The sequence below is a fragment of the Stenotrophomonas sp. STEN056 genome (assembly GCF_056759635.1).
This window is the reverse complement of the sequence record NZ_JBRRDL010000002.1, coordinates 121646-146265: the sequence shown is the minus strand read 5'-3', so window position 1 is coordinate 146265 and position 24620 is coordinate 121646. Positions and strand designations below refer to the sequence as shown.

The 24620-nt window shown below is 63.4% G+C and carries 18 protein-coding genes; 12 read left to right on the top strand and 6 right to left on the bottom strand.

All coding sequences use genetic code 11. The features are described 5' to 3' along the window. Nucleotides 1–380: 380 nt before the first annotated feature. The 4 genes from ACVOLO_RS02065 to ACVOLO_RS02050 form a co-directional block, all read right to left on the bottom strand. Nucleotides 381–2561, bottom strand: coding sequence for a TonB-dependent receptor (locus ACVOLO_RS02065; protein ID WP_481568613.1), 2181 nt, complete (start codon nucleotides 2559–2561; stop codon nucleotides 381–383). A 483-nt stretch (nucleotides 2562–3044) separates the two neighbouring features. After that, nucleotides 3045–3923 (bottom strand): LysR family transcriptional regulator, encoded by an 879-nt coding sequence (locus ACVOLO_RS02060; protein WP_481568612.1) that lies wholly within the window; start codon nucleotides 3921–3923, stop codon nucleotides 3045–3047. A gap of 116 nt (nucleotides 3924–4039) precedes the next feature. Further along, entirely contained in the window at nucleotides 4040–6454 is a 2415-nt protein-coding gene (locus tag ACVOLO_RS02055; RefSeq protein WP_481568611.1) for a sodium:solute symporter family transporter, read from the bottom strand. Nucleotides 6455–6510: 56 nt separating this feature from the next. Next, the gene (locus tag ACVOLO_RS02050; protein WP_481568610.1) at nucleotides 6511–7365 is read right to left on the bottom strand and encodes an HpcH/HpaI aldolase/citrate lyase family protein; all 855 of its coding nucleotides are present in this window, start codon (nucleotides 7363–7365) and stop codon (nucleotides 6511–6513) included. A gap of 764 nt (nucleotides 7366–8129) precedes the next feature. Here ACVOLO_RS02050 and ACVOLO_RS02045 point away from each other — a divergent pair. The 6 genes from ACVOLO_RS02045 to xth all read left to right on the top strand — a co-directional run bounded on the left by ACVOLO_RS02045 (nucleotide 8130) and on the right by xth (nucleotide 16970). Beyond that, nucleotides 8130–9017: a restriction endonuclease gene (locus ACVOLO_RS02045; protein ID WP_481568609.1), complete on the top strand. Its 888-nt coding sequence runs from the start codon at nucleotides 8130–8132 to the stop codon at nucleotides 9015–9017. A 56-nt stretch (nucleotides 9018–9073) separates the two neighbouring features. Further along, nucleotides 9074–10642 (top strand): class I SAM-dependent DNA methyltransferase, encoded by a 1569-nt coding sequence (locus ACVOLO_RS02040; RefSeq protein WP_481568608.1) that lies wholly within the window; start codon nucleotides 9074–9076, stop codon nucleotides 10640–10642. Further along, a complete protein-coding gene (locus ACVOLO_RS02035) occupies nucleotides 10642–11922 on the top strand; it encodes a restriction endonuclease subunit S (RefSeq protein WP_481568607.1) in 1281 nt (426 codons plus the stop codon). Before ACVOLO_RS02040 ends, ACVOLO_RS02035 begins: the two co-directional genes overlap by 1 nt. After that, nucleotides 11919–12710: an abortive infection family protein gene (locus tag ACVOLO_RS02030; RefSeq protein ID WP_481568606.1), complete on the top strand. Its 792-nt coding sequence runs from the start codon at nucleotides 11919–11921 to the stop codon at nucleotides 12708–12710. Before ACVOLO_RS02035 ends, ACVOLO_RS02030 begins: the two co-directional genes overlap by 4 nt. A gap of 15 nt (nucleotides 12711–12725) precedes the next feature. Then, nucleotides 12726–15920, top strand: a complete 3195-nt coding sequence (locus ACVOLO_RS02025; protein ID WP_481568605.1) for a type I restriction endonuclease subunit R — start codon at nucleotides 12726–12728, stop codon at nucleotides 15918–15920. 276 nt (nucleotides 15921–16196) lie between these two features. Continuing rightward, the gene (xth, locus tag ACVOLO_RS02020; RefSeq protein ID WP_481568604.1) at nucleotides 16197–16970 is read left to right on the top strand and encodes an exodeoxyribonuclease III; all 774 of its coding nucleotides are present in this window, start codon (nucleotides 16197–16199) and stop codon (nucleotides 16968–16970) included. A 54-nt stretch (nucleotides 16971–17024) separates the two neighbouring features. Here xth and ACVOLO_RS02015 read toward each other — a convergent pair whose 3' ends face one another. Beyond that, the gene (locus ACVOLO_RS02015) at nucleotides 17025–17279 is read right to left on the bottom strand and encodes a GlsB/YeaQ/YmgE family stress response membrane protein (protein WP_481568603.1); all 255 of its coding nucleotides are present in this window, start codon (nucleotides 17277–17279) and stop codon (nucleotides 17025–17027) included. Nucleotides 17280–17381: 102 nt separating this feature from the next. Between ACVOLO_RS02015 and ACVOLO_RS02010 the strand changes: the two genes are divergently transcribed. The 6 genes from ACVOLO_RS02010 to ACVOLO_RS01985 all read left to right on the top strand — a co-directional run bounded on the left by ACVOLO_RS02010 (nucleotide 17382) and on the right by ACVOLO_RS01985 (nucleotide 22372). Continuing rightward, nucleotides 17382–17975 carry a 4'-phosphopantetheinyl transferase family protein gene (locus tag ACVOLO_RS02010; RefSeq protein ID WP_481568602.1) on the top strand — a complete coding sequence of 198 codons (594 nt, stop codon included), beginning with the start codon at nucleotides 17382–17384 and terminating at the stop codon, nucleotides 17973–17975. 268 nt (nucleotides 17976–18243) lie between these two features. Further along, entirely contained in the window at nucleotides 18244–18882 is a 639-nt protein-coding gene (rsmG, locus tag ACVOLO_RS02005; RefSeq protein WP_481568601.1) for a 16S rRNA (guanine(527)-N(7))-methyltransferase RsmG, read from the top strand. 223 nt (nucleotides 18883–19105) lie between these two features. Next, the gene (locus tag ACVOLO_RS02000) at nucleotides 19106–19903 is read left to right on the top strand and encodes a ParA family protein (RefSeq protein WP_481568600.1); all 798 of its coding nucleotides are present in this window, start codon (nucleotides 19106–19108) and stop codon (nucleotides 19901–19903) included. Continuing rightward, complete coding sequence (locus tag ACVOLO_RS01995) at nucleotides 19903–20817, top strand: ParB/RepB/Spo0J family partition protein (RefSeq protein ID WP_481568599.1); 915 nt, start codon at nucleotides 19903–19905, stop codon at nucleotides 20815–20817. The genes ACVOLO_RS02000 and ACVOLO_RS01995 overlap by 1 nt, the downstream gene beginning before the upstream one ends. 32 nt (nucleotides 20818–20849) lie before the next feature. Further along, on the top strand, nucleotides 20850–21158 hold the full coding sequence (locus tag ACVOLO_RS01990; protein WP_481568598.1) for a helix-hairpin-helix domain-containing protein: 309 nt from the start codon (nucleotides 20850–20852) through the stop codon (nucleotides 21156–21158). Between the two features lie 248 nt (nucleotides 21159–21406). Further along, nucleotides 21407–22372 (top strand): SDR family NAD(P)-dependent oxidoreductase, encoded by a 966-nt coding sequence (locus ACVOLO_RS01985; RefSeq protein ID WP_481568597.1) that lies wholly within the window; start codon nucleotides 21407–21409, stop codon nucleotides 22370–22372. Between the two features lie 271 nt (nucleotides 22373–22643). Here the strand turns inward: ACVOLO_RS01985 and ACVOLO_RS01980 are convergent, their stop codons facing one another. After that, nucleotides 22644–24587: an LTA synthase family protein gene (locus ACVOLO_RS01980; protein ID WP_481568596.1), complete on the bottom strand. Its 1944-nt coding sequence runs from the start codon at nucleotides 24585–24587 to the stop codon at nucleotides 22644–22646. Nucleotides 24588–24620: the final 33 nt, after the last annotated feature.

Sequence of the window (24620 nt, the reverse complement as noted above, 5' to 3'; positions counted from 1 at the left end):
CACCCTCTCCCGCAGGGGGAGAGGGGTGAAGCGCTGCTTCGGTCAACTCTCCGAAGTGTTGGCCCCTGTCCCCTCGTGGGAGAGGGGAGGCCTACTTCAGCCAACTCTCCGAAGTGTTAGCCCCTCTCCCCTCGCGGGAGAGGGGTTGGGGAGAGGGGGGAATATCTCTGCCCACATTGCGCGCGTCCGATCTTCCACCCCTTCGGGGCTCCTGCATTCGGCACATCCATGTGCCTCACCCTTCGGGCGGCTTCGCCGTGCAACTCGGCAATCCTGCCGAGTTGTCGTCCCGCAAGGGGAGAAGGAAGCAGCCAGCACGCTGGCCGTAAATCAAAACGGCGCCACAGTTGCCTGCGGCGCCGCCTGTTATTGCCTTGCTATCAGAACTTGAAGGTATGCGACAGCGACACCATCCGGCCGCGGCCGGAGAAGTAGTTCTGCCAGCCCGGCAGCTGCGACCAGGTCAACACGTACTGCTTGTCGAACAGGTTCTCGATGCCCAGCGAAAGCTGGCCGTAGCGGCCGGTGTCGTAGTTCACGCTCAGATCCCACAGCGCATAGCCGTAGGTGTTCTCTTCGTTGAGATGGACATCGCCGGTGGCGGAGTTGGTGAAGCTCTCACGCAGGTCGCGGTCGAAGGTCTTGCTCACGCCGAGGGTGGCGTTGAGCGTGTCCGTCGGGGTCCAGGTGACCGAGGCATTCACCTTGTCCGGCGAGATGTCCAGGATGCCCATTTCCTTCTTCAGGCCCGAACCCGGGAAGTACTGGGTCTGGCCGCGGATGCGCGAGTACAGGAAGGTCGCCTTCCAGTGCTCGTTGAAGGTCCAGGCACTGTTCAACTCAAAGCCTTCGATCTCAACCGGCGCGCGGGTCAGGATGAAGTCTTCGGTGACCTTGTCGATGGTCATGGTGGAGCCGTAGTCCGAGGTCGAGCGGTACACCGACGCACCCACCTGGCCCTTGGCGCCGCGCCAGTTGAAGCCGATTTCCTTGTTCTCGGTGATCAAGGGCTGCAGGTCGGCGATGCAGGACACGGCCTTGCACGGGCTGTTGGCCTGGATGTTGCGCAGCGGGATGCCGACGTTGGCAATGCCAAAACCTTCGGAGTACGAAGCAAACACCGACCACTCATCGTTGATGCGCCAGATCGCGCCGAAGTTGGGCATGGTGGCCTTGTAGTCCATCTTGCCGCCCTGCACCGGCGTGTTGTCGCGGAACGCCACGGTGGTGTAGCTGTCGATTTCCAGCTCGCCGTCCTCGCGGCGAACGCCGGCGTCCAGCGTCACCGGGCCGATGTCCCAGCTCAGCTGCGCATACGGCGCAACGCTGGTGTACTTCATCGGTGGCACCCACAGGCGGTTGGTCAGCGCCAGGCGCTGCTCGGCGGTGTCTTCCACGATATCCAGGCCGGTGCGCAGGCGCAGGCCTTCAACCCTGAACAGGTCGCTGTAGGCATAGCCAAAGCGCAGGCCCTTCTTCTCGCTGTTGATCTCCGACTGGTCCCAGATGCGCTCGGCTTCCGGCGGCGCCGGCTTGGTCAGCTGGCGGTCAACGCCGTTTTCGGCGATGTAACGCATGGCCTGGTCGGCCCAGTACGCATCAACGCTCAGGTCGCCGCCGAAGAAATCGGCATTGGTGTACTTCACCGCGAACTGTTCAAAGTCATTGAACTCGGCCAGCGAGCCGGCGATGGAGCCCTTCTCGGCAGTGTTGGTGGTGGGCTTCGGGCACTCGACCGGGTCGAAGCGGCAGCCTTCCACCGGCTTGTAGTTGTGCTTGCCGCCAATGTGGAAGTTGCTGTAGCTGGCCTGGATGCGCTGCATCTGGCCTTCGCCGAAGTTGTAACCGCCCTTCACGAACAGGTTCTTGCTGTACGAATCGGACAGCGAGCCGGAGGTGTTCAGGCCAACGCGGCGGCCATTGCCGTCGTAGGCGATACCACGGTCGATGTAGGCGCCGCTGATCAGGAAGTCGGCCGCATCGTCCTTGTAGGTGTGCATCACGCCGATCTTGGACTGTGCGCTGTCGTCCTTGAACTGGCTGCTGTAGCGGGTGGAGATGGTGGTCTGGTGGCCATCCACTTCCGGGTTCTTGGACAGGTAATTGATCACGCCGCCGGCGCCACCAATGCCTTCGGCAGCCGACGGCCCGTTGATGACTTCAATGCGGCCAATCACGCCCATGTCGGTGAAGGTGCCGTTGCGGCTGCCTTCGCGCAGCGGCGAGCCCTGCGGCACACCGTCGAACAGGCGCAGCGCGACGCGGCCACGCAGGGTTTCGCCGGAGTTGCTCATTGCCTGCGAGGATTCGGAGTAGCCCGGAACCATACGTGCGAGCACGGCAGTGGCGTCTTCGGTCAGGTTCAAGGTGCGCTGCACCTGCTCCGGGGTCACCAGGGTGACGGCGCCGGGCACCTTCTCGATGGCCACCGGGGTACGGGTGCCGGTGACGATGACCTGGTCCAGGCTCACCGCATCATCGTTGTTGTCCTGCGCAAAGGCCGGGCTCATGGCGCTGGCGAGCAGTGCGGCACTGATTGCAGCCGAAAGTGGCTTGATCATTTGTTCTCTCTCCCCCCAGTTACGAAGATGCGACGGAGCGGGTCAGGGGAGCCGACTGCGTCAAGAAGCGACGGGGACTTGTGCCCCTTTGATTCACCGTTTGCCCGCTGATGGCCCCACAGGGGCGCCATGCGGCAGGTACCGGCATTGGGCGTGAGACTAGGCGGGGCTCCGCAGCGATAGAAGCGCGGTTCTGTATGTTCATTGCCTAGGGTTTGTTGCGATTGAATGCGGCCTGCGCACAAGCCATGGCCGCGCCCGCGTTTGCGCGGGAGAGGGCGGAGGAAAGGCAGTGGCCGCAAATCGCTTTGATGCCTGAAACAAGCCACTTTTTGCGAAAAATGTTGTTCTGATCCGCTCCGCGGGGCTGGTTGCTTCCGCAAGCGGGAGACGGGAAAAATACGTTGGTCGATGGCTTCAGATCACCGGATCAGTGGCAACGCAGTCGCTGAAATTCCCTCCCAAGCCGCAGCGCAGCCCTGATTACTGCGCCTGCAGCAAGGCGGTGCGCGCTTCTTCAAGCAACACGTTGACCTGGCGCAGGCGTACCGACGCGCGTGACCAGACCATGCCAATGCGGCGCGGTTCGCTGGGTTCGGGCAGCGGAATGCTGGCCACGGAAATCCCTTCGGGCCAGGGCTTGGCCCAATCCGGCACCAGCGACACGCCCAGCCCACGATCCACCATCACCGCGATGGCGTTCAGTGCATTCAACTCGAAGCGCTCACGCGGCACGATGCCGACGCGGCGCAGGTATTCGTCGGCCTGGCGGCCGCCCCATTCGTGGCGGTCGTAGCGGATCAGCGGTTGTTCGCGCAGCAGCTGGTGCGGATCGCAACCGGCCAGGCGCGCCGGTGCCAGCACCACCAGCGGTTCCTCGCGCAGCAGCTGCCAGTCGCAGGTCTTGGGCAGCGAGAACGGCGCCTGCAGCACCATTGCCGCATCCAGGTCACCGGATTCCACCGCGCCGTACAGGTCGGCCGAATAACCGGGTTTGATGAAGACGTTGATCTCCGGGAACTTGGCCACCATGCGCGCCAGGATGTCCGGCACCAGGCCGCCGAGTGCGGTGGGGCAGGCGCCCAGCCGCAGTTCGCCGGCCATGCCGGTTTCGTTGGCGACGCTGCGCAAATCGGCCACGCCACGCAGCAGGTCGCGCGCGCGCTGCAGGATGCGTGCGCCTTCCTCGGTGACGCTGACCGTGCGGCCGGCGCGCGCGATCAGCGGTGCGCCCAGTTCACGTTCCAGTGTGCGGATCTGCTGTGCCACCGCGGCCGGGGTGATGTGCAGCGAGCGCGCGGCCGCTGCCATGGAGCCGCGGTCCACGACGGTGACAAAGGTGTTGAGGAACTGGGTTTCCACGGTCTGATCTCTTCAAGCTCGCGTAAAGTCACTCGAAACCAGGCCCCCGCTGCAGCTGCAGGCGAGGGGACCAAGAACAAAGCGGCCAATTTTACGCCACCGCGCCCCAGCGGCTTTCACACCGCATCCTGTTTGTAGATCGTCAGCCCCTTCAGCGAGCGGCTGGGGGCCGGGAAGAACAGGCTGGCGAGGTAGCCGATCACGATGCACAGCAGGATCGAGATGGCCAGGTAGAAGTACGGGTGCACCAGGTTCACCGTCCAGAACACCAGGGTGATGAGGATGCTGCCGGCCACGCCGATGGCCACGCCCTGCCAGTTGGCGCGGCGGGTGAACATGCCCAGCGTGTAGGCGCCGGCAAAACCACCGCCGAGCAGGCCGGCCAGTTCGATGGAGACGTCGAACAGCGAATGGATGTCGTAACGGCTCATCACCAGTGCGATGCCGATGGCGATCAGGCCCACGGCCACGCCGATCCATTCGGCAAAGCGCACGCTCTGCTTGGGCGTGGCGTCCTTCTTCAGTTTTTCGTAGAAATCCACCGAAGCCAGCGTGGAGACGCTGTTGATGATGCTCGACAGGGTGGACATGGCGGCGGCGAAAATGCCGGCAATGATCAGCCCGGTGACGCCGGCCGGCAGTTCGGCGGCGATGAACAGCGGGAAGGTCGCATCAATGGGCAGCAGCGGATTGAGCCGTTCCGGATTGTTCTTGTAGTACACCCACAGCGCGGTGCCGATGCCATAGAACACGAAACCGCCGGGGATCATCATCGCCGCGAACGTCCAGATCGAACGCCCGGCTTCCTTGTCGGATTTGGTGGACAGCACGCGCTGCATCAACACCTGGTCCTTGGGGAAGGTGAGCACCACGTCGAACACCACCAGGAAGATGAAGCCCCACACTGTGGCCTTGGTCAGGTCGAAGCTGAAATCGAACAGCTGCGTCTTGTTCTCGGCCATCGCGGTGGACAGGAACTCCGGCACGCCGCCGTTGATCTGGTGGATGATGAAGCCGATGGCGAAGATGGCGCCGCCGAACATCACGAACACCTGCACGAAGTCGGTCCAGATCACCGCCTTCATACCACCCATGGTGGTGTAGATGATGGTGAACACACCCATCAGCATGATGCTCCACAGCACATCCACGCCGGTGATGGTGGAGATGGCCAGCGCAGGCAGGAACAGGATCACGCTCATGCGGCTGCCGATCTGCATCACGATGCACAGCCCGCTGGCGAGCATGCGGATGGCCGGGTGGAAGCGTGTTTCCAGGTAGGAGAACACGCTCATCAAATCCAGCCGGCGCAGCAGCGGCACAATCCATATGGCCACGAACATCAGGCCCAACACCGCGATCAGGTTGTTGGTCATGTACTGCCAGTTGGTCTCGAACGCCTTGGCCGGGATGGCGATGAAGCTGATCGAGCTGGTGTTGGTGGCATACAGGCTGATGCCGGCCGCCCAGAACGGAATGCTGCGGCCACCGACGAAGAAGTCCGCGGTGTTGCCGTGCTTTTCCTGGAAGTAGAACCACGCGCCGATGCCCAGCATCGCCGCCAGGTAGACCACGATCACCGCCCAGTCCAGCCAGCCCAGCAGGTGCTTGCCGCCCTGGATATCGAAGGTGTGCAGGCTGCCGTCGGCCGTGGCCCAGGCCAGGCCGTTGCCCCAGCTGGCGGTGCCCAGCGGCGCCTGCGCCACGGAATCGTCCACGTCGGCCCAGGCGCCGGTGATGGTGTGGAAGGTGCGTGCGTTGACCGTGCCGGCGGCATCGCGCACCTGCATCAGCAAATGCGCCTGGCCCAATGCTCGCAGTGAACCCGGCACTACCTCACCATCAATGGCCGGCGTGGCCTGCCAGCCCTTTTCGTTGTTCCAGCGCCACAGCTGCGATGCGCCGGAGGCGGGTGCGTCCACGACATAGAGCGCGCCCTTCTGTGCCTGCATGGCCACCGGCGCGGCATTGCCCGGCCAGGGGGAAGTGTCCTGCCATTGCGTGGCCGTTGCCGGCCGGCGGTACAGGCGGGTTTTGCCGGTGCTGTCCACGCCAGCCACATACATGGCGCCATCCAGTGCGGCGAGCACGGCCCCGGCCAACGGCGCGGGCAACGGCAGGCTGCGCGTGCCGAGCAGCGCATCGCCCTTCACGCTGACCTGCTCCAGGTGATCGCTATGGGTTGCGTCGGCACCCACCAGCAGCCAATGGGCGCCGCTGAGGGTGGCGCTGCCATGGATGGTGCCGGCCTGCAGGGCGCCCAGTTGTAGCGGGCGCCAGGTTTTCGCGCCCTTGTCCAAGGCCCAGGCCTGGTCATCGGCCAGGGCCAGCAGGCGGTCGTCCATCGACAGCAGACGTTGCGGGACAAGCTTGTCCGGCAAGGCCGGCAGGCTGCCGGTGGTAACGGCGTTCAGGCTTTCGGCCGAGGCGATACCGCTCAGAGCCAGCAGGGTGACGGCCACCAACAGGCGGACGCCAAGCGTGAAGTGCTGCCTCAGGGTGGCCGGTGTGATGGCCGCAAGCTTGGACATGGATAAGCCCCGCAAAGAAATCAGAAGTGACGGCAGGCCGCCACAGGACTGGTGGATCAGTGGGTGTGTGTGGCCCCGGCAACGATGGCTTCGGCCCGCCGCAGATACGGCAGGTCAACCATGCGGCCTTCAAACAGGAAAGCGCCGCGGCCCTGTGCATCGGCCTGGCGCGCGGCGGCAACGATACGCTGTGCTTCGTCCACCAGGGCCTGCGGCACGCTGAACACCGCATTGGCCGCTGCCACCTGGCGTGGATGGATGCAGCTTTTGCCGATGAAACCCAGCTTGAAGGCCATCTCGGCTTCAACGCGGAAGCCCTCGCTGTCGGCTACATCCGGCCAGGCACCGTCGCAGGCGAACACGCCGGCTTCGGCGGCGGCCAGCTTCAGCGCCAGCAAAATGCCGTGCACGTTGGCCGGCTCACGGGCAATGCCATTGGGCGCAAACATATCGCCCAGGCCCAGTTGCAGGCCGGCCACGCGCGGATGCGCCGCCGCCAGTTCGGCCGCCCGGCGCAGCCCGCGCGGGGTTTCGACAGTGAGCAGCAGCCCGATGGGGCGGCTGACGCTGTTGTCGGCTTCGGCCTGTTCCAGCGCGGCCGCGGCATCAAGCACCTGCGCGGCCGATTCGATCTTGGGAATGTTGAGCAGCCACACGCCGGGCAGCGCCACGGCCTTGAGGTCAGCGGCAAAGTGCGGGCTGTCGGTGCCATTGGTGCGCACAATCAGCAGCTTGCCGGCCTCGGCAACGCCGGCACGGCGCAGGAACGCAGCCACCTGCGCACGCGCGGCCTGCTTGCCGGCCTCGGGCACCGAATCTTCCAGATCGAAGGACAGGGCATCGGCCGCACTGGCCATGGCCTTGTCGAACAGCTCCGGACGTGCGCCGGGCACAAACAGCTTGCTACGCATGGGGTTCCCTCTCAACCTTGCGGGCAGTCTGCGCGGGAACCGGAACACTGTAGAAGTGTGTTCCCCGACATTCACGAGATAGTTTTTGTTGTTATCCGCCAGCTTCGCTTTAAACCCGGTTTAATGAATGGGGAAGGTCGCCACTGCTGCGCGTGAACCCCTTTCGCTCCCTTCCTGACGCCAACGGCGAAGGGGGGCGGGGAGGAAGGTAAAAAGCCTCGCAGCCCACAGCCGGCTGCTCCGTCTACGACACCGCGTGGCAGCCATCCCCTCTCCCGTTTGCGGGGGACTGCCCCGAAGGGGCAGGTGGGGGGGGCGCTTTTGATCTTGTGTATGCCGCGCCATCAAGCCAGAAGCCAAACCTCCCCGGCCCCGCTCCTGGCCTCAGCCAATAGAGAAGAAGGCTGATTGCTACTTGCTACGGTGCTCAATAGAAGTGGCCTCGCAGTCTGCCGGAGCCTGGAGCGTCATCTCCCCGCCTGCAGGGGCGGGTGGGGGCTTTTGATGTCGCTCGTGCAGCCGCCATCAAATCCTGAACCACAATCTCCCGCCGAAATGCAGGAGCAGGCACGCCGATTTTCCGCCCTGTGACGATCCAGGCTCCGGTGACGGCTACTGAAGAGGTTTCCCCCGCCGCAAAGCCGGCTCGGCCTGATTTACACAGGCGCCCCCGGCTATGATGCGCCTTCACATAAATCATCCGGTTTTCGGCAGCCTTTGAGCTGTGCTGACAGGCTGGAGCGGACTACCGAAGCAGGGGACGCATGGCGGAAGTAACCAAGGCCCGAACCGGCCATCTGATACGCACCTTGTTTGGCATCCTGCAGGCCCGGCCCGACGGCATGAAGGCCGCCGAAGCCTTGGCAGCGCTGGCCGCAAAGGTCGAAATGACCCCCTACGAGGCCGGCGACTACCCCACCGGCGGGCGCCGCTTCGAGAAGATCGTCCGCTTTGCCACCGTCGATACCGTCAAGGCCGGTTGGCTGGTCAAGGACAAGGGCATCTGGAGCATCACCGCCGAAGGCGCCCAGGCCCTGCAGCACTACCCGGACGGCGAGCAGTTCTACCGCGAGGCGGTACGCCTGTACCACAAGTGGAAAAAGGCGCAGCCGGTGGTGGAAATCGACGAAGGCGATGACGAAGCGGTGGAAAAGTCCGCCAGCATCACCCTGGAGCAGGCCGAGGAAATGGCCTGGGCCGAGATCGAGGCGCACCTGGCCGACATGCCGCCCTACGAGTTCCAGGAACTGGTGGGCGCGCTGCTCACCGCCATGGGCTACCACGTGGCGTGGATCGCCCCGCCGGGCAAGGACGGCGGCGTGGATGTGATCGCCTACAACGACCCGCTGGGCACCCGCCCGCCGCGTATCAAGGTGCAGGTCAAACGCAACGCCAACTCACCAAAGATTGATGTGATGGGCCTGCGCAGCTTCATGGCCGTGCTGGGCGAAGGCGACGTCGGTCTGTTCGTGGCCCTGTCCGGCTTCACCAAGGACGCCGACCTGGAAGCCCGCCAAAGCCACCGCCGCATCACCTTGATCGACGCCAACCAGCTGGTCGAACTGTGGACCCGCCATTACGGCCAGCTCGATGACAGCGCCCGCCGGCGGTTGCCGCTCAAGCCGGTGTGGTTTTTGGCGGGACAGGATTGAAATTCACCGGCGACAGGCAGCCTTTGCCTGCGCCACATGGAGCAAGAAGAAGCACTATGACCAAGCCCAAGAAGACAGCAGAAAACAAGAACGACGGCCTCGGTTTCGAGGCCGAGCTGTTCAAAGCCGCCGACAAGCTGCGCGGCAACATGGAACCTTCCGACTACAAGCACGTCGCGCTCGGGCTGATCTTTCTCAAATACATCTCCGACGCCTTCGAGGCCAAGCGCATTGCATTGCTGGGCGAGGATGCGCAAGCGGCCGAAGACAAGGATGAATATCTCGCCGACAACGTGTTCTGGGTGCCGAAGGAGGCGCGCTGGTCGCACCTGCAGGCCAACGCCAAGCAGCCCAGCATCGGCACCCTGATCGATGATGCGATGCGCGCCATCGAAAAGGACAACGAATCGCTGAAAGGCGTGCTGCCCAAGGACTACGCCCGTCCCGCGCTCAACAAGGTGATGCTGGGCGAGCTGATCGACCTGGTCTCCGGCATTGCGCTTAACGAAAAAGGCGGCCGCTCCAAGGACATCCTTGGCCGCGTGTACGAATATTTTCTGGGCCAGTTCGCAGGTGCCGAAGGCAAGCGCGGCGGGGAGTTCTACACGCCGAGTTCGGTGGTGCGCGTGTTGGTGGAAATGCTGGAGCCGTACTCGGGTCGCGTCTATGACCCATGCTGCGGCTCGGGCGGCATGTTCGTGCAGTCGGAAAAGTTTGTTACCGAACACGGCGGCCGCATTGGTGATATCGCCATCTACGGGCAGGAGAGCAATTACACCACCTGGCGGCTGGCCAAGATGAACCTGGCCGTGCGTGGTATCGATTCGGACATTCGTTGGAACAACGAGGGCAGCTTCCACAAGGACGAACTACGCGACCTCAAGGCCGACTACATCCTGGCCAACCCGCCGTTCAATATCTCCGACTGGGGCGGTGATCGCCTACGCGAAGATGTGCGCTGGCAGTTCGGCGTGCCCCCGGTGGGCAATGCCAACTATGCTTGGCTGCAACATATCTATCACCACCTCGCGCCCAACGGCACGGCAGGCGTGGTGCTGGCCAATGGCTCGATGAGCTCCAGCCAGTCCGGAGAAGGCGACATCCGCAAGGCCATGCTTGAAGCCGATGCAGTGGATTGCATGGTGGCGCTGCCCGGGCAGCTCTTCTACTCCACGCAGATTCCGGCCTGCCTGTGGTTCCTGGCACGCAACAAGAACCCCGGCAAGGGCCTGCGTGACCGGCGCGGAGAAGTGCTGTTTATCGATGCCCGCAAGATGGGCGTGCTGGTGGACCGCACCCGGCGCGAACTCACCGACGAAGAAGTCCAGAAAGTCGCCGATACCTACCACGCCTGGCGCGGTGGGAAAGACGCTGGGGAATACACTGACGTGACTGGTTTCTGCAAGTCGGCATCGATGGAGGACATCCATCAACACGGCCATGTGCTGACACCTGGGCGCTACGTTGGTACTGGAGATCTTGTCAAGGACGATGAGTCCTTCGAAGAGCGAATGACTCGACTCACGGCGGAGCTAGGGGAGCAGCTAGCGGAGTCAGCGAGTCTTCAAACGACGATGCGAGAACAACTGAAGCTCATTGGTTTCCCCATCGTGGAGCTTCAGTAATGAAGTTGTCCGATCTGATCGACTTCAATCCGAAGCGCCCCCTTGAAAAAGGTGCTATTACGCCGTTCATTGAGATGGCGGATTTGCTCGAGGGAGAGCGAGACGTCTCGGGAATCGGCAACCGCGTCTTCAACGGTGGCGGCAGCAAATTCAGAAACGGCGACACACTGTTCGCTCGTATTACCCCTTGCCTTGAAAACGGGAAAACCGCGAAGGTGAACGGTCTGCCTGACGGCGCTGTTGGTCATGGCTCGACCGAATTCATCGTCATGGCGGCGAAAGACCCAGGTGTCGATGAAGATTTCGTCTACTACGTTGCGAGGCACCCCGAGTTTCGGGCCTACGCGAAGGGCCGGATGGAGGGAACGTCTGGGCGACAGAGGGTCTCCTGGCAAGCAATAGCGGATTACGAGATTCCAGACTTTTCCAGCCTTGAGCGAAGCGGAATCGGAAGTGTTTTGTCGTCGGCGGATAACCTCATCGCCAATAACAGCCGGGCGAATCAAGCGTTGGAGGCAATTGCACGCACCTTGTTCAAGGCTTGGTTCGTGGACTTCGAGCCGGTGCGCGCCAAGCAAGAAGGTCGTTGGAAACGCGGTCAGTCGCTGCCCGGCCTACCCGCACACCTCTACGACCTCTTCCCCGACAGCATTAAAGAGTCGGAGTTGGGGGAGATTCCGGAGGGGTGGGAAATGCGATCTCTGGACTCGATTGCGAACTATCTAAACGGTCTTGCGCTACAGAAGTTTCCACCGGAAAGTGCCGACGAGTTCTTGCCGGTCATCAAGATTGCGCAGCTACGCGCCGGGAACGCCAATGGGGCAGACCGGGCAAGCGCCCGAATAAAGCCTGAGTATGTCGTTGTCGATGGCGACGTACTGTTCTCGTGGTCAGGCTCGCTTGAGGTCGAGGTGTGGAACGGCGGGCGGGGAGCATTGAATCAGCACTTGTTCAAAGTGACGTCCGACGCGGTTCCGAAGTGGTTCTACTTCTTCGCTACTCGCCATCATTTGCAAAATTTCCGTGCGATTGCCGCCGACAAAGCGACAACCATGGGTCACATTCAGCGCAAGCATCTGACAGATGCCCGAATCGCTGTTGCGTCTCCGGAAGGCATGAAGGCGTTTGACAGCGCGATTGCTCCGCTATTCGATCAACTGGTAACCAACGCGCAGCAATCCCGCTCCATTGCCCAACTACGCGACACGCTGCTACCTAAACTTATTTCCGGCGAGCTTCGCGTGCCCGATGCCGGATGCATCGTCGGAGCGGCGCTATGACCCTAGATTGGTGCCCCGGTATCCGTGAAGCTTGCAGCCATTGGCGCGACGCGCCGATGTTGCAGCAGACCTTCGAGGCGATGGAGCGCAATCTTGAGCAGAATAACGATGCATGCATCGACTGCGCCAAAACGGTCGTTGAGGTTGTATGCCGCGTTGTGGTTGAGAGCTTTGACTCTCCACTCGCTCCGCTGAAACCTGTGCAGGAAACACCCTCCCTTTCAGACTGGCTAACAGCAGCCATTCGTGCCCTGAAGTTGGGCGATGTTCGCGACGAGCAATTCAAAAAACTGGTGTCCAGTCATCACAAGCTGGCGGGCGCACTTAATGAACTGCGTAACAAGGCTGGCCCTGCCAGTCATGGCAGGGATCCTTTTCTGGAGCGGTTGGCGGAACATCATCGGCGTAGTGCTGTGTTGGCAGCCGACGCCATCGTGGCGTTCTTGCATCAGGCCTATCTCGATGCGCAACTTGACCCGGTCAACTCCCGTGAGCCATGGGAGAAATTTGCGGAAAGCAATGCGTTGATCGATGCGCATGTTGGGGTCACGCTGGAGCTGAAAGATGATGAAACACCTACTTTCAGCATCCTTCTGCCGGACGGGGAACGGTTGGGGCTAAGTATCGAAGTCAGCCGGTTCCTATATCAATTGGATCGTGATGCGTATATCGAAGCGCTGAATGCGGCGCGAGGTGTAGCGGTTGCAGATGGCATAGACGAAGATCAGGACGAGCGGGGATATCCCGACGAAGTGATTGATCCGGCAGAGCAAGTCGAGCAAGTTTAAATCAGGGGGGCAGGGATGGCTTTTTTGTCAGAGGCTGAGATTGAATCGGCACTTTTGGAGCAATTGGGGCTGCTGGGTTACGGCCTTGGAAATGAAGAGCAGATAGGGCCTGATGGTCTCCATCCCGAGCGTGAGAGTCATGACGAGGTCGTGCTCAGAAAGCGCTTAGAGGACGCCGTTGCCCGCCTGAACCCGAACATCCCCGCAGAGGCGCGCCACGACGCCGTTCGCAAAGTCACGCAGTCTGAGTTGCCATCACTACTGGAAGAGAACCGCCGTATCCACAAGCTGATCACCGAGGGCGTGGACGTCGAGTACTACGCAAACGATGGGACGTTGACTGCGGGCAAGGTGGCACTGATCGACTTCGAACAGCCGCAGCGGAATGACTGGCTGGCGGTGAGCCAGTTCGTGGTGATCAACGGCCAGAACAACCGGCGGCCTGACGTGGTGGTGTTCGTCAACGGCCTGCCGCTCGCCGTGATCGAGCTCAAAGCCCCGGGCAGCGCCGGAGCACATCTGCTGGGCGCGTTCAACCAACTGCAGACCTACAAGCAGCAGATCCCGCAGCTGTTCAACACCAACGCGCTGTTGGTCACCTCGGACGGTATTGCGGCACGGGTAGGCTCACTATCGGCCGATCTGGAGCGCTTCATGCCGTGGCGTACCATCGATGGCGCGGATGTGGCGCCGAAGGGCGCGCCGGAGCTTTCGACCTTGATCGAAGGCGTGTTCGAGCAGGGCCGCCTGCTGGCGCTGTTGCGGGACTTCACGGTGTTCGGTGAAACCGGGTCTGGGCTGGCCAAGATCATCGCCGGCTATCACCAGTTCCACGCAGTGCGGCATGCGGTGGCGTCGACGATCCGGGCATCGGCCACGGCGCCGGGGATAGCAGAGGATCCAGCAGAGTATGGTTTGCCTACTGTGGCGGGACAGGCTCGCGGAGATCGGCGTGCGGGCGTGATCTGGCACACCCAGGGCTCGGGCAAGAGCCTGTTGATGGCGTTCTACGCTGGGCAACTGGTCAAGCATCCGGCCATGGCCAACCCGACGCTGGTGGTACTGACCGATCGCAACGATCTGGACGACCAGCTGTTTGCCACCTTCTCGATGTGCCGCGACCTGATCCGGCAGACGCCGGTGCAGGCCGAGAGCCGCGAGGATCTGCAGAAGGTCTTGAGCCGGGCGGCGGGCGGGGTAATTTTCACTACCTTGCAGAAATTCGGTGAGATTGCCGAGCCGCTCACCACGCGCCGCAATGTGGTGGTCATTGCCGACGAAGCGCACCGCAGCCAATACGGTTTCAAAGCCAAGGTGGACGCCAAGACTGGCGAAATCTCCTATGGCTTTGCCAAGTACATGCGTGATGCCCTGCCCAACGCCTCCTTCATCGGCTTTACCGGCACGCCGATCGAGGCGGATGACGTCAACACCCCTGCGGTGTTCGGTAACTACATCGATGTCTACGACATCAGCAGGGCGGTCGAGGACGGAGCGACCGTGCCGATCTACTACGAGTCGCGGCTGGCACGTATCGAACTTGATGATGCGGAAAAGCCCAACATCGACGCCGAGGTGGATGCGCTGACCGAGGAGGATTCCGAGGCCGACCAGGAGCGCTTCAAGAAGAAGTGGTCAACGGTGGAAACACTGGTGGGCAGCAACAAGCGTCTGGCGCTGGTGGCCCAGGATTTGGTCGCCCACTTCGAAGACCGCGTGGCAGCCCTCGACGGCAAGGCAATGGTGGTGTGCATGAGCCGGCGCATCTGCGTGAAGCTCTACGACGAGATCATCAAACTGCGCCCGGACTGGCATGACGCCGATGACAATGCGGGCGCGGTCAAGATCGTAATGACGGGCGCGGCTAGCGACCCGCAGGAGTGGCAGCAGCACATCGGCAACAAGGCCCGGCGCGACCTGCTGGCCAAGCGGGCGCGCGATCCGAAAGACCCGCTCAAACTGGTGATCGTGCGCGATATGTGGTTGACCGGCTTTGATGCCCCGTGCATGCACACCATGTACGTGGACAAGCCGATGCAGGGTCACGGCCTGATGCAGGCCATTGCGCGGGTGAACCGGGTATTCCGTGACAAGCCGGCCGGGCTGATCGTGGATTACATCGGGATTGCGCAGAACCTTAAGTCGGCCTTGCAGCAGTATTCCAAGAACGATCAGGAAAACACCGGCGTCGATGAGGCACAGGCCATCGCGGTGATGGTGGAGAAGTACGAAGTGGTACGTGACATGTACCACGGCTTCGACTACGCGACCGCACTGGACGGAACGCCGCAGCAGCGACTGGTGATGATGGCGGCGGCCATCGAGTGGATTCTCGACCTGCAGCAGCGCTTGGCGGCACAGGAAAAAACCAAGGAAGGCAAGAAAAGCGCCCACCGGCACTATCAGGATGCTGTGCTGGCGTTATCCAAGGCGTTCGCCTTGGCATCGGCCTCGGATGAGGCCCGCGAGATCCGCGAGGAAGTCGGCTTCTTCCAGGCTATTCGTGCTGCGCTGGTCAAGAGCAGTACTGGCTCCGGTATTACCCAGCAAGAGCGCGAGCTGGCCATCCAGCAGATCGTCAGTCGGGCGGTGGTCTCGACCGAGATCGTGGATATCCTGGCCGCTGCGGGCATCAAGAGCCCGGACATCTCCATCCTCTCCGACGAGTTTCTGGCTGAGGTCCAGCAGTTGGACAAGAAGAACCTCGCACTGGAGGCCCTGCGCAAGCTGCTCAATGACGGCATCCGGTCGCGCAGCAAGGCCAATGTGGTGCAGACCAAGGCGTTCTCGGAACGACTGGAGGATGCGGTGGCGCGCTACCATGCCAACGCCATCACCACTGCCGAGGTACTGGCCGAGTTGATCCAACTGGCCAAGGACATCCGCGCGGCCCGTCAGCGGGGTGAAGAGCAGGGTCTGTCCGAGGATGAAATCGCCTTCTATGACGCGCTGGCGGAGAACGAGAGTGCGATTCAACTGTTGGGTGACGACAAGCTGAAGCTCATCGCCCATGAGCTGCTGGTGAGCTTGCGCGAGAACGTGTCGGTCGATTGGGCGCATCGGGACTCGGCCCGGGCGCGGATGCGGGTTCTGGTGAAGCGGATTCTGCGGAAGTACGGCTACCCGCCCGATTTGCAGGATGCGGCGGTGCAGACGGTATTGCAGCAGGCTGAGGCGCTGTCTTCGACATGGACGGTTGCACGGCGGTGATCGAGCTCAACGACCTGCTGGCCAAAGCCGGGTTGGACCCGGCGACGGTGATGGTGACGCGTCACCGCTCGACCGAGAAGGAGCTGCGGGCGGTGCTGCCCGTGGCTGGCGGCCGAGCGGCATGCTGTATTCAACGCCTAGCAGTCCAATCATTACGAAGTGGTGGAGAAGGCGCTGGCCAACCCTCTCCTGTGCTGGCGCGCGAGGAGGGGGCTGGTTGCTGCCGTCTTTAGCTGAGGGGGGCCATTCGCCCCAGCCCCGGCTAGAATCCCCCACATGAAAATCGCCTCATGGAACGTCAATTCGCTCAATGTCCGCCTGCCGCACCTGGAACAGTGGCTGGCCGACTTTGCCCCCGACGTGGTCGGCATCCAGGAAACCAAGCTGGAGGACCACAAGTTCCCGGATACGCGCCTGCTTGAACTGGGCTACCGCAATGTGTTCGCCGGGCAGAAGACCTACAACGGTGTGGCGCTGTTGGCGCGTGATCCCATCGAGGACGTGCAGATCGGCATCCCCGGTTTCGAGGACGAGCAGAAGCGGGTGATTGCCGGCACCGTCAACGGCGTGCGCATCATCAACTTGTACGTGGTCAACGGCCAGGACGTGGGTACCGATAAATATGAGTACAAGCTGCGCTGGCTGGCGGCGGTGCATGACTGGATCGCCGCCGAGCTGCAGAAACACCCGCAGCTGGTGGTGATGGGCGATTTCAATATCGCCCCGGATGACCGCGATGTGCCCGATACCAGCGTCTGGAACGAAAACCACATCCTCACCTCCACCGCCGAGCGCGCTGGGCTGCAGAAGCTGCTGGACCTGGGCCTCCACGATGCCTTCCGCCTGCACAACGATGACGCCGGCATCTTCAGCTGGTGGGATTACCGTGCAGCGGGCTTCCGCCGCAATCTCGGCCTGCGTATCGACCTGACCCTGGTGTCCGATGCGCTCAAGCCGCGCGCACAGGCCTCCGGCATCGACCGTGAACCGCGCACCTGGGAACGCCCCAGCGACCACGCGCCGGCGTGGGTGCAGTTGTCGGGTGACTGAAACAACCAGGCCCGGCCGTTGTCGGCCGGGCCTGATGTACTGCGCTTGCGTGGGTCAGCGCACGCTTTTGCGGGTGAACAGGTTGACGATGGCCAACAGGATCACCGCGCCCAGCAGCGACAGCAGGAACGAGCGCGGGGTAATTGCTGCATTGATGCTGCCGCCGCCAAACAGGAAGCCGGCGATCATGGCCCCGATGATGCCAACCACGACATTCAGGATGATGCCTTGCTGCGCATCGCGGCGCATGATGAGGCTGGCCAGCCAACCCACGACGCCGCCAACGATCAACCAGATGATGATGCCCATGCGTGAACCTCCCTGCCTGAAGACACCGGAAGTGGTGTGGTGGTCACAGTCAACGCGCCAGGCTGTGAACGCGGCGTTGATCCTGGCCGGTGGCCGTTCAGCATGACGGACGCTGCGTTGCCGGATTGGCAGTTTGAGCCGGTCAGGGTTTGGCTGCTGCCGCATGTCCAGGGTACCCGCGGCGAGCCGCAGGCCCGCGCGCTGCTGGCCGCCGAACTGGGCTATGCGCCACAGGCATTGCCGCTGACCCGCGATGAACGCAGCCGGCCGTGGTTGATCGGCGAGTTGGCCCATTACGGTACCGGCTGGAGCCACAGTGGCGGGCATCTGCTGGTGGCGCTGGGGGAGGGCGCGCGGCTGGGCGTGGACCTGGAGCGGCAGCGCCCACGCCGGCAGATGCGCGAGGTGATCCGGCGCTTCTTCCATACCGAAGAAATCGCATGGCTCGACAGCCTGGACGATGTGCAATGCCAGCGGTGGTTCTTCCGCGTGTGGTGTGCCAAGGAAGCGTTGCTGAAAGCGCATGGCCACGGCATTTCATTCGGCCTGGAAAAGCTGCGCTTCGCCCCGGACGAGACAGGCGCGCTGCAACTGGTGTGGTGCGATCCGGGCCTGGGCGACGCCCGCCGTTGGCACCTGCACGAATGGCAGGCTACCGACGATTTCCGCGCGGCACTGGCGTGGTACCCGCTGTGATCGCCGGGTAGCCAGAGAAAAAGGCGCTATCGCTTTATCCCCTCTCCTGCTTGCGGGAGAGGGGTAGGGGTGAGGGTGCTTTTGCTGTGATCGGGACCTGAAAGATCAGAAATCAAAAGCAATAGCACCCCTCCCCAACCCTCCCCTGCGCTGCGCGCAAGGGAGGGGGCTAAAACCCACCGCACTTCTGCCCAGCCTTCCTGCGGCGTCTTCACTGCAAGGGAGCGGGCCTGAAGCCAAATCCGTGATGCCTGCGATAATCCCCGCCATGAACGACACCACTCTCCCGCCCGAAGTCGCCGGCGACCTGCGCAACGGCCTGCAGGCCATGGGCCTGGACGCCGCACTGGCCACGCCGCTGCTGGCCTACCTGGCATTGCTGGCGCGCTGGAACCGCACCTACAACCTCACCGCCATCCGCGACCCGCGCGAAATGGTCACCCGCCACCTGCTCGATTCGCTGGCGATGGTGCCGCACGTCGAGTCGGGCACCCTGGCCGACCTCGGCACCGGCCCCGGGCTGCCCGGCATCCCGCTGGCCATCGCCCACCCGCAGCTGCAGGTCACGCTGGTGGAGAGCAACGGCAAGAAAGCCCGCTTCCTGCGCGAAGCCGTGCGTCAGCTCGGCCTGGGCAATGCCCGCGTGGCCGAATCCCGCGCCGAGGCGCTGGACGAGCCTGGCGCTTTCGACAATCTCACCGCGCGTGCGATGGACACCCTGGCCGGCATCATCGAGGTCGGCGGCCACCTGCTGCGCCCCGGCGGCCAGCTTCTGGCGATGAAGGGCGTGTATCCGCACGAAGAAATCGCCCAGCTGCCGGCGGGCTGGCAGGCGCTGGAAGTGCGCCCGCTGCAGGTGCCGGGCCTGGTCGGTGACCGGCATCTGGTGGTGGTGGAGCGGCGCTGAGCGGCTGCCGCAAAGCCCCCGGCCCGGGTGCGGTTGCCGGCCTGCGAGCGAAAGGCGGCAGCCAGGCAACGGCGCCGGGTGGCCGGTCCGTCTGCCCTGGGGCAGCAGCCACCGGCTGGCGCCGGCGGGTGGCTCCGGGCCGCCCCCGGCCCACGCCGATTTCCGCCTTCGGGCCGCTGCACGCATAATGCCCAGTCCAACCCCGCCTACGAGGCTCTCCTGCATGGCTCGCATCATCGCCATCGCCAACCAGAAAGGCGGCGTCGGCAAGACCACCACGGCCGTCAATCTGGCTGCTTCCCTTGCCGCCGCACCCAAGCGTGTGCTGCTGGTCGACCTGGATTCGCAGGGCAACGCGACCATGGGCAGTGGCGTGGACAAGCGTGAAGTCGCCGCCTCCACCTGCGACCTGCTGCTGGGCGAGAACACCGCTGCCGAAGTACGGGTGCAGGCAGCCGAGGGCTATGACCTGCTGCCCGGCAACATCGACCTGACCGCGGCCGAAATCCAGCTGATGGACCAGGGCGAGCGCGAACAGCGGCTCAAGCGTGCCCTGGCGCCGATCCGCGACGAATACGACTACATCCTCATCGACTGCCCGCCGGCACTGTCGCTGCTGACGCTCAATGCGCTGGCCGCGGCCGATTCGGTGATCGTGCCGATGCAGTGCGAGTACTACGCGCTGGAAGGGCTGAGCGCGCTGGTGCAGACCATTGATGCGCTGAAGATCAACCTCAACCCGGCGCTGGAAATCGAAGGCGTGCTGCGCACCATGTTCGACGTGCGCAACAACCTGGCCAATGCCGTGTCGGCGCAGCTCACCGAATATTTCGGCGACCGCGTGTTCCGCACCATCGTGCCGCGCAACGTGCGCCTGGCCGAAGCGCCCAGCCATGGCCAGAGCATCGTCGGTTACGACCGCAGCTCACGTGGCGGCGTGGCCTACCTGGGCCTGGCCGGTGAGATCATCCGCCGCAACAACGAACGCAAGCAGGCCTCCCGGGCCATGGAGGCTGTCTGATGGCAACAGCGAAGAAGCGCGGCCTGGGCCGTGGCCTGGATGCCCTGCTGGGCCCCAAGGGTGCGGTGACGCCGGTCACCGTGGCCGCCGTGGCCGAACCGCAGCCGGGTGAAGTGCTGCGCAAGCTGCCCGTCGATCAGCTGCAGCCGGGCAAGTACCAGCCGCGCCGGGACATGGACGAAGGCAAGCTGGCCGAGCTGGCCGAGTCGATCAGGGCGCAGGGCATCATCCAGCCGATCCTGGTGCGCCAGATCGAAGGCGGCAAACACGAAATCATTGCCGGTGAACGCCGTTGGCGCGCCTCGCGCCTGGCCGGGCTGGACGAAGTGCCGGTGGTCGTGCGCGAGCTGGAAGACCGCACCGTCATCGCAATGGCGCTGATCGAGAACATCCAGCGCGAAGACCTCAACCCGCTGGAAGAAGCCGAAGCACTGGCGCGGCTGGTCAGCGAGTTCACCCTGACCCACGCCGAAGCCGCACAGGCCGTGGGCCGTTCGCGCGCCTCGGTGTCCAACCTGCTGCGTTTGATCGACCTGCCGGTTGGCGTGCGCGTGCTGCTGGAAACCCGCCGCCTGGAAATGGGCCATGCCCGCGCGCTGCTGACGCTGGCGCCGGAACTGGCCACCAAGCTGGCCGAAGAAGCCGCCGACCAGGGCTGGTCGGTGCGTGAAGTCGAACACCGCGCCCAGCAGTTTGCCGCTGGCAAGGTGCCCGGCGCGCGCAAGGCCAAGCCGTCGCCGAGCGCGCCGCAGGCCGATATTGCCTCGCTGGAAACCGAACTGTCCGAATCGCTTGGCACCAAGGTGGCGATCAACCACGGCCGTGGCGGCAAGGGCAAACTGGTCATCCACTACACCGATCTGGACACGCTGGACGGCGTGCTGGAGCGGCTTCGCACGCGTCAGCAAGGCTGACGTTCCACTTCCCCTGAGGTGCTTGCAAGTCAATGAACCCCACCAAGGTCGACCGCAACCATCTGTTGCGTCTGACCGACCTGCCGAATGTCGGGCCGGCCTGTGAGAAAGATCTGCGTCTGATTGGAATCCGTGTCCCGGCGCATCTGCGCGGGCGCGATCCCTATGACATGTATGCCCAGCTGTGTCTGAAGACCGGCGTGGTGCATGACCCCTGTGTGATCGATGTGTTCCTGTCCATCGTGCGCTTCATGGGGGGCGAGGCGCCGCAGCCGTGGTGGGCGTTCAGCAAGGAACGCAAGGAAGCCTTGGCCAGGGAAAAACCTCTCACCCTGTGGTGAGGCAGGCAGTGGTTCCGGAGACATGGCCTGCGGACTGTTCACTTCGGGCATGAATCATTGAACTGATCGGCATACGGCAACCCCGTGTTGCCGATGCTGTCGTTTGCCCGGCGGGCTGGCCGGCAGCGACGTGGATGTTGGCGTTGTATCCGTAGCGGATGAAGCGGAAGCTTGGCAGCGGAACGAAACGCGATCTGCAATTGGGCAAGCTCCGCGCGTCCGAGCGCAGCGCACACCAGGAAATTTTGATGACCATTCTCGTCACCGGCGCCGCCGGTTTCATCGGTGCCTACACCTGCCAGGCTTTGGCCGCGCGCGGTGAGCATGTGGTTGGGCTGGACAACTACAACGATTACTACGACCCGCAGCTCAAGCGCGACCGCGTTGCCGCGCTGTGCCCGCAGCTGGATGTCCGCGCGCTGGACATCACTGACCGCGACGACCTTGCGGCTTTGTTCGACGAGCTGCAGCCGACGCAGGTGATTCATCTGGCTGCGCAGGCCGGCGTGCGTTATTCGCTGGAAAATCCACACGCCTACGTCGAAAGCAACCTGGTCGGCTTCGTCAATATCCTGGAGTTGTGCCGCCATCGCGGCGTGCAGCATCTGGTGTATGCGTCCAGTAGTTCGGTGTATGGCGATTCGGCCACGCCGCCGTTCTCCGAAGACCAGCGCGTGGATCAACCGCGCTCGTTGTACGCGGCGACCAAGGCCGCCAATGAACTGATGGCGCACACCTACGCACAGTTATACGGCCTGCGCGCGACCGGCCTGCGTTTTTTCACCGTTTATGGCCCGTGGGGCCGGCCGGACATGGCACCGCTGCTGTTCTCGCGCGCGGTGCTGGCCGGGCGCAGCATCGAAGTGTTCAACGACGGCAAGATGCGCCGTGATTTCACCCATGTCTCGGACATCGTGGCCGGCATTCTCGGTGCGTTGGCACACCCCAGTGAGGCGGCCACGCCGCATCAGCTGTTCAACCTCGGCAACCACACGCCGGTGGAGCTGGAGCACTTCATCGACGTGATCGCCGCCGCTGCCGGCCGCCCTGCGCAGAAGGTCTACAAGCCGATGCAGCCGGGTGACATGGTGCAGACCATGGCCGACACATCACGCGCCAATGCCGCATTCGGCTATGCGCCCACCACGCCGATTGAAGTGGGCCTGCCGCCGGTGGTGGCATGGTGCCGTGAATACTTTGGTGCGGATGCCTGATCGTTCTTGGTTTTTTGCTTTGGCTTCAGTTTTTGTTTTGGCGTTTATTTTTTGCTCGTCATTCCCGCGCAGGCGGGAATCGCTCCCGCCTTGGCTTTTGTCTCTGCTTGAGTTCGTCCGCAAGGACGCGGCAAGGGCAAGAGCGATTCCCGCCTGCGCGGGAATGACGAGCGAATACAAAGGCAACAGCAAAGCGCAACGGCAGAAGGAAAAAGCAGAAGTACAGCAAAAGCCACAGCAGCCAAAGCCACTGCCGTGGTACCTACACGAATCAGTTCTCAGCCACTGCTGTATCGGCAGAACCAGAGACAGCTCGTGGCTGCAGCGTCTTGTCCGGCAGCGCATAACGCTGTTCGGTATACGCCCAGCTGGGCCACAACGCATGCGCCAATGCCAGCTTGGCCAAGGCCGGGTCCACAGAAGTAGGCGTCAGTGTCTCGCCGTCGCGCTGGTAGCGGAACTGTTCGGCAGGCTGTTGCGGCTGCAGGACCAGCAATTGATCCCCCTGCAGATAGCCGTGGTTGTCGCCGTATTGCATGATCGCGCGGTTGGGGTGACGCCGGGTTAGGTCCACGCCGAGCATCGGATGCGTGCTGCTGATGCCGATCAGTGACAACACGGTGGGCGGCAGATCGATCTGGCTGACGATATGTTCGTCGCGCCGCACCGGCACGCCCGGGCCAAGAATCAAGGCGGGAATATGGAAGTGCCGCACCGGCACCAGGCTGGCGCCGAACACGCGCGAATCGTGGTCGGCCACGACCAGGAACACGGTGTTTTCCCAGTAAGGCGATTGCTTGGCGCGGGCGAAGAACTGGCCCAGCGACCAGTCGGCATAGCGGGCGGTGTTTTCCACGCTGGCAGCCGGCGTGCTGGGCTGGATGCGCCCGGCCGGGTACTCCCACGGCGAATGATTGGAGACGCTGAAGGCCATGGTGAAACGCGGCTGGCCGTCGTCCTGCATCAGGCGATGGTGCAGCTCGTTGAACATGTCCTCATCGGAGGCGCCCCAGGAACCGACGAAGCCCGGCTTCACTTCAAAACGCGGCCGGTCGATCACTTCATCAAAGCCGTTGCCGAGGAAGAACGACTTCATGTTGTCGAAGTGCGCCTCGCCGCCATAGAGGAAGCGTGAGTGGTAACCGAACTCGCCGAGCAGGTCGGCCAGGGTGAAAAAGCCACTCTGGCTGCGCGGCAGTTTCAGCACGGCTTCGGCCGGGGTGGGCAGGAAGCCAGTGCTCAGTGCTTCCAGCCCGCGCACCGAACGGGTGCCGGTGGCATAGGCGCGGGCCAGCAGCCAGCCATCCCTGGCCAGGGCATCGAACTGCGGCGACAGCGGCTGCCCGCCCAGCGTGCCGATGTACTGCGCGCCCAGGCTTTCTTCAACAATCACCACCAGGTTCAGCGGTTTGGCGGGTACTGCCGTGGCCTGCTGCAGATGCAGGCTGGGGTGTTCGGGGTCGAGCATCGGGCCGTCGATGCCGGCGGCACTGCGGACCAGCTGGTGCATGTCCTGCTCGGGCATCGCGCCGTAGATCTGTGCCGCCGAGCGTTCGTTGGTCATGCCGCGAATGGCGTGGATGACGTTGTAGAGGGAGTTCAGTGGCAGCGTGTTGACCATTGCATCGTCGCTGAAGGCCACCTTCGACGCGTTCAACGGGCGGTGCTCCAGCGTGCCGCGCGCGGCCAGGAACAGCACCACAAACGCGACGGCCGTGACCACCACCCGCAGCCACGGTTTCGGTGACACCGCATCACGTTGCGCCCGCAGCCAGCGGAACCCGGCCCAGCCCAGCAGCGCCATCGCCAGCGTCGCCAGCAGCAGCACGCCCTTGTAGCCGTGCCACAGCATCGCCGACACCTCCTGCGGGCTGTTGAGGTATTCCACGTACAGCCGGTTCGGGCGGGTGTCGTATTCCAGGAGGAACTGCGGCGTGGACACTTCCAGCAGCACGAACAACAGCCACCACAGCCGGTACCACCAGCCGGTGATGCGGGTGGGCCAGTGCCGGTGGCCAAGCCAGGGCGACAACAGCGCCGGCACCGCGCAGACCATGGCCAGCAGGCTCAGGTCGATACGCCAGCCGCCGAGCAGGACCGGCCACAGGCCGCCGGCCGCTTCCACGCGCGGCCACAGCCATAACGACAGCGCCACGCGGCACAGGGTCAGAAAAACGAGGGTGAGCAGCAGGAAACGCCAAGTGAGCTTGCGCAAGGTTTGATTCCAGTCGGGGTGGCAGAACACGCC